The sequence below is a fragment of the Amycolatopsis sacchari genome, assembly GCF_900114035.1.
In the GTDB taxonomy this organism is placed as follows: Bacteria; Actinomycetota; Actinomycetes; order Mycobacteriales; family Pseudonocardiaceae; genus Amycolatopsis_E; species Amycolatopsis_E sacchari.
This window is the reverse complement of sequence record NZ_FORP01000033.1, coordinates 1-15,209: the sequence shown is the minus strand read 5'-3', so window position 1 is coordinate 15,209 and position 15,209 is coordinate 1. Positions and strand designations below refer to the sequence as shown.

15 protein-coding genes are annotated in these 15,209 nt (G+C 72.7%); 14 read left to right on the top strand and 1 reads right to left on the bottom strand.

From position 1 onward, the window contains the following. Positions 1-19: 19 nt before the first annotated feature. The 12 genes from BMZ92_RS33045 (at position 20) to folK (ending at position 10,915) form a co-directional block, all read left to right on the top strand. Complete coding sequence (locus tag BMZ92_RS33045; protein WP_091515837.1) at positions 20-1,081, top strand: zinc-dependent metalloprotease; 1,062 nt, start codon at positions 20-22, stop codon at positions 1,079-1,081. After that, positions 1,068-2,024: a tRNA lysidine(34) synthetase TilS gene (gene tilS, locus BMZ92_RS33040; protein ID WP_091515835.1), complete on the top strand. Its 957-nt coding sequence runs from the start codon at positions 1,068-1,070 to the stop codon at positions 2,022-2,024. The genes BMZ92_RS33045 and tilS overlap by 14 nt, the downstream gene beginning before the upstream one ends. A gap of 3 nt (positions 2,025-2,027) precedes the next feature. Beyond that, positions 2,028-2,582: a hypoxanthine phosphoribosyltransferase gene (gene hpt / locus BMZ92_RS33035; protein WP_091515832.1), complete on the top strand. Its 555-nt coding sequence runs from the start codon at positions 2,028-2,030 to the stop codon at positions 2,580-2,582. 117 nt (positions 2,583-2,699) lie between these two features. Further along, complete coding sequence (locus tag BMZ92_RS33030; RefSeq protein ID WP_091515829.1) at positions 2,700-3,068, top strand: hypothetical protein; 369 nt, start codon at positions 2,700-2,702, stop codon at positions 3,066-3,068. A gap of 16 nt (positions 3,069-3,084) precedes the next feature. After that, positions 3,085-4,464: a hypothetical protein gene (locus tag BMZ92_RS33025; protein WP_091515828.1), complete on the top strand. Its 1,380-nt coding sequence runs from the start codon at positions 3,085-3,087 to the stop codon at positions 4,462-4,464. Further along, a complete protein-coding gene (locus BMZ92_RS33020) occupies positions 4,461-5,315 on the top strand; it encodes an ESX secretion-associated protein EspG (RefSeq protein ID WP_091515825.1) in 855 nt (284 codons plus the stop codon). Before BMZ92_RS33025 ends, BMZ92_RS33020 begins: the two co-directional genes overlap by 4 nt. Further along, positions 5,312-6,118, top strand: a complete 807-nt coding sequence (locus BMZ92_RS33015; RefSeq protein WP_245783402.1) for an ESX secretion-associated protein EspG — start codon at positions 5,312-5,314, stop codon at positions 6,116-6,118. The genes BMZ92_RS33020 and BMZ92_RS33015 overlap by 4 nt, the downstream gene beginning before the upstream one ends. A 192-nt stretch (positions 6,119-6,310) precedes the next feature. Further along, positions 6,311-8,647 carry an ATP-dependent zinc metalloprotease FtsH gene (gene ftsH / locus BMZ92_RS33010; RefSeq protein ID WP_091515821.1) on the top strand — a complete coding sequence of 779 codons (2,337 nt, stop codon included), beginning with the start codon at positions 6,311-6,313 and terminating at the stop codon, positions 8,645-8,647. Then, complete coding sequence (gene folE / locus BMZ92_RS33005) at positions 8,637-9,239, top strand: GTP cyclohydrolase I FolE (protein WP_091515914.1); 603 nt, start codon at positions 8,637-8,639, stop codon at positions 9,237-9,239. The genes ftsH and folE overlap by 11 nt, the downstream gene beginning before the upstream one ends. A 35-nt stretch (positions 9,240-9,274) precedes the next feature. Beyond that, a complete protein-coding gene (gene folP, locus BMZ92_RS33000) occupies positions 9,275-10,075 on the top strand; it encodes a dihydropteroate synthase (RefSeq protein ID WP_091515918.1) in 801 nt (266 codons plus the stop codon). Next, the gene (gene folB, locus BMZ92_RS32995; RefSeq protein ID WP_091515910.1) at positions 10,068-10,427 is read left to right on the top strand and encodes a dihydroneopterin aldolase; all 360 of its coding nucleotides are present in this window, start codon (positions 10,068-10,070) and stop codon (positions 10,425-10,427) included. Before folP ends, folB begins: the two co-directional genes overlap by 8 nt. Beyond that, positions 10,424-10,915, top strand: coding sequence for a 2-amino-4-hydroxy-6-hydroxymethyldihydropteridine diphosphokinase (gene folK / locus BMZ92_RS32990; RefSeq protein ID WP_091515819.1), 492 nt, complete (start codon positions 10,424-10,426; stop codon positions 10,913-10,915). The genes folB and folK overlap by 4 nt, the downstream gene beginning before the upstream one ends. A gap of 87 nt (positions 10,916-11,002) precedes the next feature. On the opposite strand, the gene BMZ92_RS32985 is transcribed toward folK, so the two are convergent. After that, the gene (locus BMZ92_RS32985; RefSeq protein ID WP_091515817.1) at positions 11,003-11,902 is read right to left on the bottom strand and encodes a MerR family transcriptional regulator; all 900 of its coding nucleotides are present in this window, start codon (positions 11,900-11,902) and stop codon (positions 11,003-11,005) included. A gap of 53 nt (positions 11,903-11,955) precedes the next feature. Here BMZ92_RS32985 and BMZ92_RS32980 point away from each other — a divergent pair, with 53 nt between their 5' ends. Further along, positions 11,956-12,417, top strand: coding sequence for a DUF3180 domain-containing protein (locus BMZ92_RS32980; protein ID WP_091515814.1), 462 nt, complete (start codon positions 11,956-11,958; stop codon positions 12,415-12,417). A 69-nt stretch (positions 12,418-12,486) separates the two neighbouring features. Then, positions 12,487-14,568 carry a DUF6779 domain-containing protein gene (locus BMZ92_RS32975; RefSeq protein WP_143250003.1) on the top strand — a complete coding sequence of 694 codons (2,082 nt, stop codon included), beginning with the start codon at positions 12,487-12,489 and terminating at the stop codon, positions 14,566-14,568. Positions 14,569-15,209: the final 641 nt, after the last annotated feature.

Sequence of the window (15,209 nt, the reverse complement as noted above, 5' to 3'; positions counted from 1 at the left end):
GGCGGGTAGCGTCGGAACAATGAACAGCACGGTGAGCGAGGAAAAGACGCGTCCGGTCGTCGACTGGTCGCTCGCCGCGTCGACCGGTGCGTTCCTCGTCCGCGGCGGTCCTTCGGTGCCCCGCACCGAAGCGCGCCTCGCGGTGAGCGAGCTGCGTGAGCTGACCGTGGACGCGGAGGCGCACGTCCGCGAGCTGACCGGGCTCGGCGCGGGTCTGCCCCTCCTGCCCGGCGAGGTCGTCGACCGGCCCGGCTGGGTGCGGTCCGCGGCCGCCGGTCTCGACGCGCTCACCGGGAACGCCCTGCGCACGCTGCCGTCGAACCCGCTCAGCCCCGTGCTCGCGGGCAGTGCGGGCGTGCAGACCGGCGTGGTGCTGGCGTTCCTCGCGTCGCGCGTGCTCGGCCAGTACGACCCCTTCGGCGGTGACCGCGGCCGGCTGCTGCTCGTCGCGCCGAACGTCGTCACGGCGCAGCACGCGATGCAGGTGCCCGGCCGGGACTTCCGGATGTGGGTGTGCCTGCACGAATGCACCCACCGCCTGCAGTTCACCGCCGTCGACTGGCTGCGTGCCTACTTCGCCGACGAGGTGGAGCGGCTCGTCAGCGGGCTCACCGAGGATCAGGACGGCGTGACCGACCTGCTGGGCCGCCTGCCTGAGGCGATCCGCGAAGCCAGGCGCGCCAAGGCCGATGGCGGGGTCGCGGCGCTGACGCGGCTGCTGCGCTCGCCGCAGCAGCGCGAGGTGTTCGACCGGCTGCTCGCGTTGTCCACGCTGCTGGAGGGGCACGCCGACTACGTGATGGACGCGGTGGGCCCGGACGTCGTCCCGGCCGTGGAGATGATCCGCGCCCGGTTCACCGCCCGGCGGTCCGGCGGCGGGCTGCTCGACCGGCTCCTGCGCACCCTGCTGGGCATCGACGCGAAGATCCGCCAGTACGCCCAGGGTTCGGCGTTCACGCGGCACGTCGTCGGCCGGGTGGGCATGAGCGGTTTCAACGCCGTCTGGACCTCGCCCAACACCCTGCCCACCCGAGCGGAGATCACCGACCCCGAGGCGTGGGTCAGGCGTGTCCACGGCTGAGGCCCTGATCCCCGTGCGGCGCGCCGTGCGGGGCTTCCTGGCCGCTCATCCGCGTGTCGACTTCGACGTGGCCGTCTCGGGCGGCGCGGATTCGCTCGCGCTCGCCGAGGCCGCGGCGCACGAGGGGCACAAACTGGGGCTGCGGGTCCGCGCACTGGTCGTGGACCACGGGCTGCAGCCCGGCTCGGGCCGGGTGGCGCGGGAGGCCGCGGAGGCGGCGCGCGGGCTCGGCGTCGACGAGGCCGAGGTGCTGCCGGTCGAGGTCACCGGCGCGGGCGGGGTCGAGGCGGCCGCCCGCCGTGCCCGGTACTCCGCGCTCAGGAGCAAGGGCCGTGGGCTGGTGCTGCTCGGGCACACGCGGGACGACCAGGCCGAGACGGTGCTGCTCGGGCTCGGCCGCGGTTCCGGGCCGCGCTCGATCGCGGGCATGAAGCCGTTCGACCCGCCGTGGGGCCGCCCGTTGCTGGACGTGCCGCGGGCGGCCACGCGGGCCGCCTGCGCCGCGCTGGGCGTGGAGCCCTGGGAGGACCCGTTCAACACCGACCCGAGGTTCACGAGGGTGCGCCTTCGGGCCGAAGTGCTGCCGCTGCTGGAAGACGTCCTGTCCGGTGGGGTCGCCGCCGCGCTCGCCCGCACCGCCACGCAGCTCAGGGAGGACCTGGAAACCCTCGACGCGCTGGCCGGGGAGTTCCGCACCGACGAGGAGACGCTGGACGCGAAGGAGCTGGAGCCGGTGCCTCCCGCGTTGCGCCGCCGTGTGCTCCGGCGCTGGCTGCTCGGCCGCGGCGCGTGTGATCTTTCCGACGGGCACCTGCGCGCGGTGGACGCCCTCGTCGGCGAATGGCGTGGTCAGGGCGGTGTGTGGGTACCCGGTGGGTTGGTCGTAGTGCGGACGCATGGCAGGCTGAGCATGAATCGTCGCGAAGCAGCCAGAGGGGAATGACCCGTGTACGAAGGCGAGATCGCCTCCGTGCTCGTCACCGAGCAGCAGATCCAGGACAAGATCAACGAACTCGCCAAGCAGATCGCGGCGGACTACGCGCGGGACGGCGTCACCGGCGACCTCCTGCTCGTGGGCGTGCTGAAGGGCGCGGTCATGTTCATGACCGACTTCGCCCGCGCGCTGCCGATGCCGGCGCAGCTGGAGTTCATGGCGGTCTCGTCCTACGGATCGGCGACCTCGTCGTCGGGTGTGGTGCGCATCCTCAAGGACCTGGACCGCGACATCGCGGGCAAGCACGTGCTGATCGTCGAGGACATCGTGGACTCGGGGCTCACGTTGTCGTGGCTGCTGAAGAACCTGGCGAGCCGCAACCCGGCCTCGCTCGAGGTGTGCTCGCTGCTGCGCAAGCCCGAGGCGGTGAAGGTGGACGTGCCGGTCCGCTACGTCGGGTTCGACATCCCGAACGAGTTCGTCGTCGGCTACGGCCTCGACTACGCCGAGCGCTACCGCGACCTGCCCTACATCGGCACTCTCGATCCCAAGGTGTACAGCAGCTGAATTGGGAACCTGGGCTTGGTCAAACGCGTCATAGGGGCTGGCCTAGTGCGTTAACCTAAGCGAACAGGGGTAGCCGGGCGGGCACGCCCGGCATCGACTTGGGGCAGGAGAGAACCGATGGGGAACAGCAGCTTCTCGGATGCCGCGGCGTTCCGCAGCGCGGCGGTGAGCGGTCAGCTGGGGGTGGACCCGGACGCCGCGCAGACGGTGCTGAAGAAGATCCGCGCGGGCAAGGACTCCGTGGAGAACCTGCTCCGCAACGCCGGTGCGCTCGCCGAGGCCCCGAAGCTCGGCGCGAACCCCGTCGGTGACGCGATCGCGGCCAAGTTCGCCCAGCGCGCGGACGGCGGCGGTGACTCCTACACCACCGCGCTCCAGAACCTCTACGGCCAGTACGAGCAGGCCGAGCAGGCCATCGTCGCGGCGATGAGCCACTACCACCAGATCGACCAGGACGCCGCGGACGCGCTGTCCGGGCGCGCGTGAGCCAGGGGGCGGCAGCATGAGCGGCTTCGACGACCAGAGAAACTCCGGCGCGGGCGCGCCCTCCACCGTCCCGCTGGGCGACAACGGGGAGACGGCGGCGCTCGTCGAGCAGGCGCGCAACAGCGGTGGCGGCTTCGACTACGGCTCGGACCGCGCGATCGCGAGCCCGCCGAACTGGGCCTCGCAGGAGAGCGAGCAGCTCTACCAGGGCGCGACCGTGAACAACGACCCGGCGACGGCCGAGTCCACCGGCCAGCTGTGGAAGGCCCACGGCGACGAGCTGCACCAGGCGGCCAACGACCTGTACAACGCGATCGCCGAGCTGGGCAACGCGTGGGTCGGCCAGGGTGCCGCGTCCGCGCAGGGCGCGCTGGTGGGCATCGCGGGCTCCAGCCAGCAGGCCGGGGACGCCGCGCACACGATGGCCAACCGCATGGCGCAGCAGGCCGCGGCGGCCGCCGAGGTCAAGAAGATGCCCGCCCCCAAGAACTTCGACCCCGGCAGGCAGACCGCGGCGATGCTCGCCGGTGGCCCGGCCGCCATGGTCAACGACATGAAGGCGCAGGCCGACGAGGCCAGGGCCGTGCACGAGCAGCAGGTCCAGTACTTCAACGCCTACACGCAGGCGATGGCCGAGGTGGACGACTCGACCCCGAGCTTCGGCCCGGAGTCGCTCGGCCTGCCGCCGGACGGCGCGATCGGCGCCACGAAGGCGTCCTCGGTCGCGGGGTCCACCTCGATCGTGGGTGCCTACGGCGGCGGTGCGCTCGGCCCCGTGGCCGGCCTGGCGGGCACCGGCGTCGACGGCGGCCGCGGCTCCGCGTTCGGTGCGCATCTCGGTGAGATCGGTGGCGCGGCGGCGGGTGCCGGCACCGCGGGTCCGGGTGCGGGTGCGCCCGGTGCCCCCGGCGCGCCGGCGCCGGGTGTGGTCTCCGGCGCGGGTGTCGCGCCGGCGGCGCACACCACGGCGGTGTCCACGTCCTCGTCCGACGGTGGTTCCGCCGCGCTCGGCGTCGGGCTCGGGCTGGCCGGTGCCGGGCTGGGTGCCGCCGCGGGCAAGGCGGTGCTGGGCCGGGGCAACAAGACCGCGGCCAAGCAGGAGTCGGACGAGACGGCCGCCGCGAGCACCGACCAGGCGCAGCAGCAGGGCCACAGCGCGGCGGGCGCCACGCCGCAGGGGCAGCTGATGTCGCCGAACGGCACGATCGGCGGCTCGGCGGGCACGCCGCCGCCCGGGATGGGCGGCATGGGCGCGGCCGGTGCCGAGGGCGCCGAGGACGAGGAGCACAAGCGCGCCTCGTACCTCGTCGAGGCCGACCCGGACTCGGCGTTCGGCGCGAACGTCTCCACCGCTCCTCCGGTCATCGGCGCCTGGGCCGACGAGGACGAAGAGTGACGCGTGCGGAGCTGCTGACTCCGCTGGAGCTGGACTTCCTGTGGGAGTCGTTCGGGGGCGGTGAGCTCCCGTACCCGCTGGAGTTCCGGTCGCACGGGGCGACCATGGACGAACGCGCGCACCTGCGGCGGCAGGCTCTCACCGAGCTGGCCCGCCGCGGGGTCGCGGACGGCCGCGGGCGCCCCGAGCCGCACGTGGAGAACTACTTCGAGGTGCTCGCCTCCGCCGAGGTGAGCCTCGACTCCGTGCACCTGCCGGCGCCGAACGCGCGCCCGCTGCTCGCCGTGGCGGCCGCGCTCGGCGGCCAGGGCGTGCTCGCCGTGCAGGACGAGCGTGGTTTCCACTTCCACCCCGCGCCCGCGGACGGGCTGGCCAGCGCCATCGTGTCGCTGCTGCCCGCCGCGCCGCGCGGCACCGAGAAGTCGATCACCGTGCCGCTCGAACAGCTGATGACCGACACCGGGGCGGACTTCCTGCAGCGGCGGGTGGCTGATCCGGGAAGCACAGCGGCGCGCAGCGCCACCACCGGGGGTGGTGGTCGGGCGACGGGTGGGCGGGTGAGCGCGGACGAGGACCGCAAGGCGCTCGCCCGGTTGCAGGCCCAGCCGCGGCTGCGGGGCGGCCAGATCGGCGCGAACGCCCGCGGCCGCGTCAGCGGCAAGGTGCGGACGCCGGTGCTGAGCTGGTTCGACACCGACTCGGGCCGCTACTTCACGCAGGCCAGCCGCGGGCACGACGGCCGCGACTGGATCACGATCGCGCCCGCGGACGCGCCGTCCCTCCGCCATCGGCTCAATGAGATGCTCTCCGGTGCCGCCAGCACGACGATGGCACCGGGAGGAGCATGGTGACGGGCGGGCAGGAGTTCTTCACGCCGCTGACGTTCGACTTCCTGTGGGAGGCCGCCGGGCTCGGCGAGCTGCCGTACCCGCTGCGGGTGCGCTCGCACGGCGCGACGCTCGACGAGCGGTCGGCGCTGCGGCGGCGGGCGGACAACGAGCTGCGGGCACGCGGTCTGCGTGACCACTTCGGCAGGCTCGAACCGCACGTGGAGGACTGGTTCGCCGTGCTGGCCCGTCCCACGCTGAGCGTGGACGCGCTGCACATCCCCGACTACCAGCAGCCACCGGTCGGCGTCCTCGCCGCGTCAGACGGCACCACCGGCGTGATCGCCATCCAGACCGCGGACGGCATCTGGATCCGGCCCACGTTCCCCGAGGGCCTCGCCTCCGCCGTGGTCGACCTGCTCCCGGCCGGCAAGCGCGGCACCGAGGCGTCCATCACCCTGCCGGTGGAGGAGGCGCTGCGGATCCCGCCGAACCGCGTGCCGGTCACCCCGGACGGGGAACCGGAGCCCACGCGGGCGCGCCGCCGCACCTCGCTGAGCGAGCAGGTGGCCGACCCGCGCGAGTCCTACGCGCGGCTCGCGGGCCAGCCGCGGCTGCGTGGCGGTCAGCTCGCAGCGAACAGCTTCAGCGAGCTCGCCGGCAGGCGGCGGTCGCCGGTGCTGGCGTGGTTCGACACCGCGTCCGGCCGCTACCTCAGCCTTTCCCGCCCTGGTGGGGACGGCAGGGAGTGGATCACGGTCGCTCCCGCCGACGCCAAAACGCTCCGTTCGCGGCTGTCCGAGATGGTCGCGAGCGTGACTTCCTGACCCTGCGGGAACCGTGCGCCGCGACCGGCCGTTGAGCAGCCGGAGACTAGTGCGGGTGCCGAGGTCCGCCGGACTGTACCCTGGGTAGACGGGTGTCCCCCGCGCCCCGCAAGTCGTTGTGTACACCGTGACGGCGGATGTGAGCATCTACCGCCTAACCAGGGAGGGTCAAGGCCAGCACGGCCGAGGCATATGGACCGGAAGCGCCTGCTCAGGAACCCACTGCTGTGGATCGTCGCGGTTCTGCTGCTCTACTTCGCGTTCAGCACCATCTTCGACAGCGACCGCGGCTACACCCAGGTCGCCACTTCACAGGCCATCGCGCAGATCAACGCGAACAACGTGAAGGAAGCGAACCTCGAGGACAAGGAGCAGCAGCTCAAGCTGTCGCTCAACAACAAGATCGACGTCGACGGCCAGCAGGTCGACCAGATCATCACGCCGTACCCGTCCGACGCGGCGCGGCCCATCTACGACCTGCTGGTCTCGAAGCCGAACGTCAAGTTCACCACCACCGTCACGCAGCAGTCCTGGATCTCCCAGCTGCTCATCTACATGATCCCGCTGGGGCTGCTGCTCCTGCTGCTCATGTGGATGATGAACAACGCGCAGGGCGGCGGCAACCGGGTGCTGAACTTCGGCAAGTCCAAGGCCAAGCAGCTCAACAAGGACATGCCCAAGACCACCTTCGGTGACGTCGCGGGCGCCGACGAGGCCGTCGAAGAGCTGTACGAGATCAAGGACTTCCTGCAGAACCCGGCGCGCTACCAGGCGCTGGGCGCGAAGATCCCGAAGGGCGTGCTGCTCTACGGCCCGCCCGGTACCGGTAAGACGCTGCTCGCGCGCGCGGTCGCCGGTGAGGCCGGGGTGCCGTTCTACACGATCTCCGGTTCCGACTTCGTCGAGATGTTCGTCGGTGTCGGTGCCTCCCGCGTGCGTGACCTGTTCGAGCAGGCCAAGCAGAACGCGCCGTGCATCATCTTCGTCGACGAGATCGACGCGGTCGGCCGCCAGCGCGGCGCGGGCCTCGGCGGCGGGCACGACGAGCGCGAGCAGACGCTGAACCAGCTGCTCGTCGAGATGGACGGGTTCGACTCGCGGGGCGGCATCATCCTGATCGCCGCCACCAACCGGCCCGACATCCTCGACCCGGCGCTGCTGCGCCCCGGCCGGTTCGACCGGCAGATCCCGGTGTCCGCGCCGGACCTGCGTGGCCGCCGCGCCATCCTCGAGGTGCACTCGAAGGGCAAGCCGCTCGCGCAGGGCGTCGACCTGGACGCGCTGGCCAAGCGCACCGTGGGCATGTCCGGTGCCGACCTGGCGAACGTGATCAACGAGGCCGCGCTGCTGACGGCCCGCCAGAACGGGCACGTCATCACCGACGCCGCACTGGAGGAGTCGGTGGACCGCGTGATCGGCGGTCCCGCGCGCAAGAGCCGGATCATCTCCGAGAAGGAGAAGAAGATCACGGCCTACCACGAGGGCGGGCACGCGCTCGCCGCGTGGGCGATGCCGGACCTCGAACCGGTGTACAAGCTGACGATCCTGCCGCGTGGCCGCACGGGCGGGCACGCGCTGGTCGTGCCCGAGGACGACAAGCAGCTGATGACGCGCTCGGAGATGATCGCGCGGCTGGTGTTCGCGCTGGGCGGGCGCACGGCCGAGGAGCTGGTCTTCCACGAGCCGACCACCGGCGCGTCGTCCGACATCGAGCAGGCCACCAAGATCGCCAAGGCGATGGTCACCGAGTACGGCATGAGCGCGCGGCTCGGCGCGGTCAAGTACGGCCAGGACCAGGGTGACCCGTTCCTGGGCCGCTCGGCGGGCCGCCAGGCGGACTACTCGCTCGAGGTCGCGCACGAGATCGACGAAGAGGTGCGCAAGCTCATCGAGACCGCGCACACCGAGGCGTACGAGGTGCTCAACACCTACCGCGACGTGCTCGACGACCTGGTGCTGGAGCTGCTGGAGAAGGAGACCCTGCAGCGCAAGGACCTGGAGCGGATCTTCGCGACGGTCGAGAAGCGGCCGCACATCACCGTCTTCAACGAGTTCGGTGAGCGCGTGCCGTCCGACAAGCCCCCGATCAAGACGCCGCGTGAGCTGGCGATGGAGCGGGGCGAGCCGTGGCCGGACGAGGAGGAGCAGAAGCCCGCTCCGCGTCCCGCGCCGACGCCGGTCAGCACCGCCCCCGGCGGTGGCGACCTCCCCGGTGGCCCGCCGTACGCCCAGCCCGAGCCGCCGTCGAACCCGTACGCCCCGCCGTCCAACGGTGGTGGCCGGTACAGCCCGTCGAACGGCAGCACGCAGTGGCCGCAGCCTTCGGGCGGTCACGCGGGCCCGCCGAACTACGGTGCCCCTCCCGGGTGGACCCCGGCGACGCAGCCGGGTGGCCAGCAGTGGCGCCCGCCGGCGGAGGAGTGGCGGCAGCAGCCGGGTGAGCAGCAGCAGGGCGGCTGGTTCGGTGGTTCCGGCGAGGGACAGCACCGCCGCGACCCCGACGAGCAGGACGGTCAAAATCGACAGTGAGCTGACCCGCGAGGACGGGCCGGTGTTCGACCAGGCACGTGCCGAGAAGGCCGTGCGGGAGTTGCTGCTGGCCGTCGGCGAGGATCCGGACCGGGACGGGCTGCGGGACACCCCGGCCCGGGTCGCGCGGGCTTACCAGGAGATGTTCGCCGGGCTCTACACGGACCCGGACAGCGTGCTGGACCGGACCTTCGACGAGTCCCACGAAGAGATGGTGCTGGTCACGGACATCCCGATCTACTCGACCTGCGAGCACCACCTGGTCCCGTTCCACGGGGTGGCCCACGTCGGCTACATCCCGAACGGGCAGGGCAAGGTCACGGGGCTGTCCAAGCTCGCGCGGCTGGTGGACCTGTACGCCAAGCGGCCGCAGGTGCAGGAGCGGCTCACGTCGCAGGTCGCCGACGCGCTGGAGCGCAAGCTCAAGCCGCGTGGGGTGATCGTCGTGATCGAGGCGGAGCACCTGTGCATGTCGATGCGGGGCATCCGCAAGGCCGGAGCCCGCACGACGACCTCCGCGGTGCGCGGGTTGCTGCAGTCCTCCGCCTCGACCCGCGCGGAGGCCCTGGAGTTGATCAAGGGCCGCCGGTGAGCACGGCCCTGCCGTCGCCCGGGCGCTGCGTGGTGATGGGCGTCCTGAACGTCACGCCCGATTCGTTCTCCGATGGCGGTCGCTACCTCGACACCGGTGCCGCCCTCGCGCACGCGCACGAGATGTGGGCGCGGGGTGCCGACGTCATCGATGTCGGCGGGGAGTCCACGCGGCCGGGAGCGTCCAGAGTGGACGCCCAGACGGAGATCGACCGCGTGCTGCCCGTCATCCGTGAGCTCGCGGCCGACGGGCTGTGCCTGTCCGTGGACACCACGCGCGCCGCGGTCGCCGAGGCCGCGGTGGACGCGGGCGCCGCGATCATCAACGACGTCTCCGGCGGACTGGCCGACCCGAACATGGCGAAGGTCGCCGCCGCCACCGGTGCGCCGTGGATCCTCATGCACTGGCGTGGGCACAGCAAGGACATGAACCAGCTCGCGCGTTACGACGACGTCGTGGCCGAGGTGCGCGCCGAGTTGACGGCACGGGTGGACGCGGCGTTGGGTGCGGGTGTGTCGGCGGAGAACATCGTGCTGGATCCCGGTCTGGGCTTCGCCAAGCACGCGCCGCACGACTGGGCGCTGCTGCACGACCTTCGGTCCTTTGTGGACATGGGCTTTCCGGTGCTGGTCGGCGCGTCCCGTAAGCGCTTTCTCGGGCGCCTGCTCGCGGACGAGCACGGCGAGCCGAGGCCACCGTCCGGCCGCGAGGACGCGACGGCGGCGATCTCCGCGCTCGCCGCGGCCGCCGGTGCGTGGGGCGTGCGGGTGCACTCGGTGGGGGCGTCGCTGGACGCTGTCACCGTCGCCGCGGCGTGGGAGCGTGGCCGTGGGTGACCGGATCACGCTCACCGGCCTTCGGGTGTTCGGCAGGCACGGCGTGTTCGAGCACGAGAAACGCGACGGGCAGGAGTTCGTCGTGGACATCACCGTGTGGCTGGACCTGACGCCCGCCGCCGAGACCGACGACCTGAAGCGGACGCTGCACTACGGCGAACTCGCGCAGCTCGCGGCGGACATCGTCGGCGGCGAGCCCTACGACCTCATCGAGAGCGTCGCGGGGAAGATCGCCGACGAGGTGATCCGCGACGAACGGCTGACCGCGGTCGAGGTGACCGTCCACAAGCCGTCCGCGCCCATCCCGCTCACGTTCGACGACGTGGCGGTGACCGTCCGGCGGGAACGATGAGCCGCGCGGTCCTTTCGCTGGGCTCGAACCTCGGCGATCGGCTGGAGTACCTGCGCTCCGTCATCACCGGCCTGGGCGATGTCGTGCGGGCGGTGTCCACTGTGTACGAAACGAAGCCGTGGGGTGTCGAGGACCAGCCGGACTTCCTCAACGCGGTGTGCATCGTGGACGATCCGGCGCGGGACGCGTGGGCGTGGCTGCGGGCGGGGCAGGCGCTGGAGCAGGCCGCCGGCCGCGTGCGCGAGCTGCGCTGGGGCCCGCGGACGCTGGACGTGGACGTGGTGACAGTGGACGGCGTGCGTTCGGATGATCCGGAACTGCTGCTGCCACACCCCGGCACGCCCGAGCGGGCGAGCGTTCTCGTCCCGTGGCACGAAATCGAGCCGCACGCGGTCCTGCCCGGCCACGGCCCGATCGCGGACCTGCTGGCCGCACTGCCGGAGGCGGACCGGGCAGGCGTGATCGCCCGGCCCGACCTCCGGCTGTGACGCGGCCGTAGTGCTGAGGTCGCTTTCAGACGTACCGAGGGTCGGCCGGGCGGTCGTGGTCGCCCGGCCCGGCCTCCGGCTCCGAAATCACGCTCGCAGCGCCGCCACGAGCCACTCCACCGAGGGGTAGCGCGTCGGGATCGGCGGCCAGCCGTTCATGATCGCCATGAGCTGCCAGTACCGCTCGGCACGCGCGTCGTTGCCCTCGTCGATGCGGTCCGCCAGGGTCCGCTTGTCCATGCCGAGGGCCCCGGCCGCCTCATCGGCCAGCGCGCGGCCCTCCGGCGACGACGGCGCGACCCCGGCGTCCAGGAACGCCTTCGCCCGGTCGGTCCAGTCGCACCACAGGTCCTGGCGCTCCGCGAGGACGCGCAGGTCCTCCTGCCGCGCGTGCCGTTCGCTCATCCCGCGGATCAGCGCGCGGAACGACGGGTCCCGGACCAGCTCCGCGAACTCCACCCACGCCTCCACCTGCTCGGGCGTCGGATCGTCCGGGAGCGTCGGTTTCGCCGAGCGCATTCGCACCAGGAACTCGTCCTCCTCGCCGAGCCCCGCGACCATCTCGTCCCAGAACTCGTCGACCAGCCGGGCGCGCTCCTCGTCGGACATCGATGCCAGCTTGTTCATCAGCTTCACTTCCTCTGGTTCGGATTCCCTCTTCACGACCGCACGCAGCACCGCGCGCCGCAGCCGCAGGCGCCGGATCTGCTCGTCGAGCGCCTCCAGGTGCCGTTCGGCCAGCTGCGGCACGGAAGCCCGCGCCGCGAGCACCTCGGCGATGTCGTCGAGGCCGAGGCCCAGCTCGCGCAGGGTCCTGATCAGCTCCAGCCGGGCCAGTGCCCGGGTGTCGTAGATCCGGTACCCCGCCGCCGTGCGGTCGGTGGGCGGGAGCAGCTCCTCGTCGGAGTAGAACCGGATGGTCTTGACCGGCAGGCCGGTGCGGCGTGCCAGCTCCCCGATGGTGAACGTCCTGCCCACGGAATCCATGCTGATGTCTCCAGTCACTGGAGAGTCAAGTGTCGCACGGTACGGTTGAAACCATGCACTTCACACGGCCCCGCGAGCTGATCGTCGCCGGGCTGGTGGGCGTCGTGCTGGCCTACCTCGCCTTCAAGTTCGCCTACTCCTCGCTGCCCCGGCTGCCGAGGTACGCGGGGATCACGCTCGTGGTGATCGCCGCCGTCGAGACCGTGCTCGCCTTCTCCATCCGCACGCGAATCCGAAGTGGACGGTTGACCGGCGCGATCGGGGTGGCGCGGGCCGTGGCGCTCGCGAAGGCGTCTTCCCTGCTCGGCGCGCTCATGTTCGGGGCGTGGCTAGGGGCGCTCGTGGCGCTGGTACCGCGGGCCGACGAGATCACCGCGGCGGCCAACGACCTCCGCAGCGCGATCATCGGCGCGATCAGCGCGGTGGTGCTGACGGCGGCCGCGCTGTGGCTCGAACACTGCTGCCGCACCCCGGAGACACGTGATCAGGATCGCGACGATCACCCGACCGGTTAACGCTGAGAACCGACCGTTCGAAGTACCGACTAGGTCTCAGACGGGTAACTAGAGGGTACGGTGTTCGGCATGACTGGCGTGGGCGACGACTCGCGCGGCCGCCTACTGGGCAGGCCGTGGTTCGTCGTCGGCTTGGCCCTCGCCGTGGCCGCGACCCTCGCGCTCGTGCTGGCCGACGACATCCGTTACCTGCGGCTGGGCATCGTCGCCGCGTTGTGGGCGGCCCTCGTCGGCGCGTTCCTCGCGGTCCGGTACCGCAAGCAGGCCGCCACCACCGAGGAGGCGGTCGCGCAGGCGCAGGAGGTCTACGAGCTGGAGCTGGAGCGCGAGATCGCCGCCCGGCGCGAGTACGAGCTCGAGATCGAGAACGACGTGCGCGCCAAGATGCAGGCCGACGCCAGGGAAGAGCTGGACTCGCTGCGCGCCGAGGTCGCCGCGCTCAGGGACAACCTGCAGTCGCTGTTCGGCGGCGAGGTGCTGCTCGAACGCATCGCGCTGACCGCGCAGGCCACGCGGATGCGGGCGTTGCGCGAGGAGCAGAAGATCGTCGAGGGGGACAACGGCTTCACCCCGCCGCAGCTGACAGCGAGCGCGAACCGGCCGCCCGAACGGCCGACCGAGCACCTCGACCGCGTCCGGGAAAAACCACAGGCGCGGCCAGTCGGGCGGGCGGCCGCGCCGGAGCCCCGCCGCCCCGAACGTTCACTCGACCTCCCGCCCCGCCGCGCGGAACCCGCGGCGCAGCGGCAGCCAGGCGGACACGCCGCGGCGAGCGTCGCGAAGGCCGCCGCCGAGGCGCGTGCCGCCCAGCAGACCCGCGTGAACCCGCCGCCGCCCAGGAAGCAGGAACCCGCACCCCGGTTCGGTAGCGCGGCCGAAGCGACGCGGCCCGCGTTCAGCCCGTCCGAGCGGCGGCGCAGGCAGGCGCCGGCCGCGCCGCAGCCCGAGCCGGTGGACGAGCCCACCCAGCTCGCGAAGCCCGTCGACGCCGACTGGACCGCCGCGTGGGAGAAGACGTCCGGTTCGACGAGCGAGCTGCCGTCGTCGAACGGGCAGGGGAACACCGCGCCCGCCACCCCGGAACCGCCGGCCGCGCGTGCCGCCGAGCCGCGCCGGGCCGAGCGGTCCCGGCCGCGGATGGAGCCCGTGCAGCCGCGGTTCGAGGGGCGGGCGGAGCGCTCGCGGCCGCGGATGGAGCCCGTGCAGCCGCGGATGGAGCCCGTGCAGCCGCGGTTCGAGGCGGCCGCGGCGAAGAAGGAGTCCCGGTTCGAGGCGTCCCGGCCGCGCATGACGCCGGTGGAGCGGCCCGAGCCGCGCTTCCAGTCGTCGCGCCCGGCGATGAAGCCCGTCGAACCGGAACCGCGGTTCCAGGCCTCGCGGCCCGCGAGCGAGCCCGCGCAGCCGGAGCCGGAGTCGCGGTTTGAGTTGTCGCGCCCGGCGGTGGAGCCCGTCGAACCGGAACCGCGGTTCCAGGCCTCGCGGCCCGCGAGCGAGCCCGCGCAGCCGGAGCCGGAGTCGCGGTTTGAGTTGTCGCGCCCGGCGGTGGAGCCCGTCGAACCGGAACCGCGGTTCCAGGCCTCGCGGCCCGCGAGCGAGCCCGCGCAGCCGGAGCCGGAGTCGCGGTTTGAGTTGTCGCGCCCGGCGGTGGAGCCCGTTGCGTCGGAGTCGCGGTTTGAGTTGTCGCGTCCGGGCGTGGAGCCGGTTGCCCCGGAAACTCGGTTTGAGCTGTCGCGCCCGGCGGTGGAGCCGGTTGCCCCGGAATCTCGGTTTGAGCTGTCGCGCCCGGCGGTGGAGCCCGTCGCGCCGCCCGAGGACGACCTGCCCGCGGCGTCCAACCCCACGCTGCCCGAGGAGGTCCGGCGGCTGGCGCAGGAGTTCCGCGGTGGCCGTCGCCGCCGTCCGGACGACGAGGAAAGCCCCGCCGAGCAGTCCGGAGGCGGCCGCCGGCGCCGTCCGGAGGGGGAGCCGCCGTCGTGGCAGGCGCCCTCGCACGGTAGTCACGCCAAGCCCGACCCCGAACCCCCGACCGGCCGCCGCGCCGCCCCGGAGGAGGGCGGTTCGCACTCCGCGGGCCGGTCGGTGAGCGACCTGCTCGCCGCCCACGGCACGACGGACGCCATCCCCCGGCGCCGCCGCCGCGCGGAGGACTGAGGTACCGGCTCGGCAGACGTGCCGGGGGTGGCATCGCGGCGCCGATGCGCCTGCGCTGACCACACGCCCGCCGTGCGGGGGCTTGGCGCGCCGCCGCCGCGCGCGGGGTCTGATCACCCGCGCCGCTGCTGAGGCTTGGCGCCCGGCAGGCGTGCCTGGGCTGACAAGTGCCGCTGCCACGCCGCGGTTGATCAGGCGCCGCTGCCGCTATACGGAGGCTTGGTGCCCGGCAGAATGCCCGGGGTGGCAGCGCCGCTGCGCGTCGGGGCGGACCCGCGCCGCCCGCTGCGCGGAGGCCCGACAGACGTGCCGGGGCTCAACCACCCGCCGCCCGAAGGCTCGCCGCCCACGGCACGACGGACGCCATCCCCCGGCGCCGCCGCCGCGCGGAGGACTGAGGTACCGGCTCGGCAGACGTGCCGGGGGTGGCATCGCGGCGCCGATGCGCCTGCGCTGACCACGCGCCGCCCGAAGGTGCGCCGCACCGCCACCGCGCCGTTCCGTGCCCCAGCCCAACCCTTCCGCCACCCGCCAGAAACCACCGCCCCCCGTTACCTTTTTCGTGGTTCCTGATCAAGGAGCTGTGGTCGCCAGGTTCGGTATGACTGATGCCCCCAGTCGAGGTCATGATCCGGGGGGTG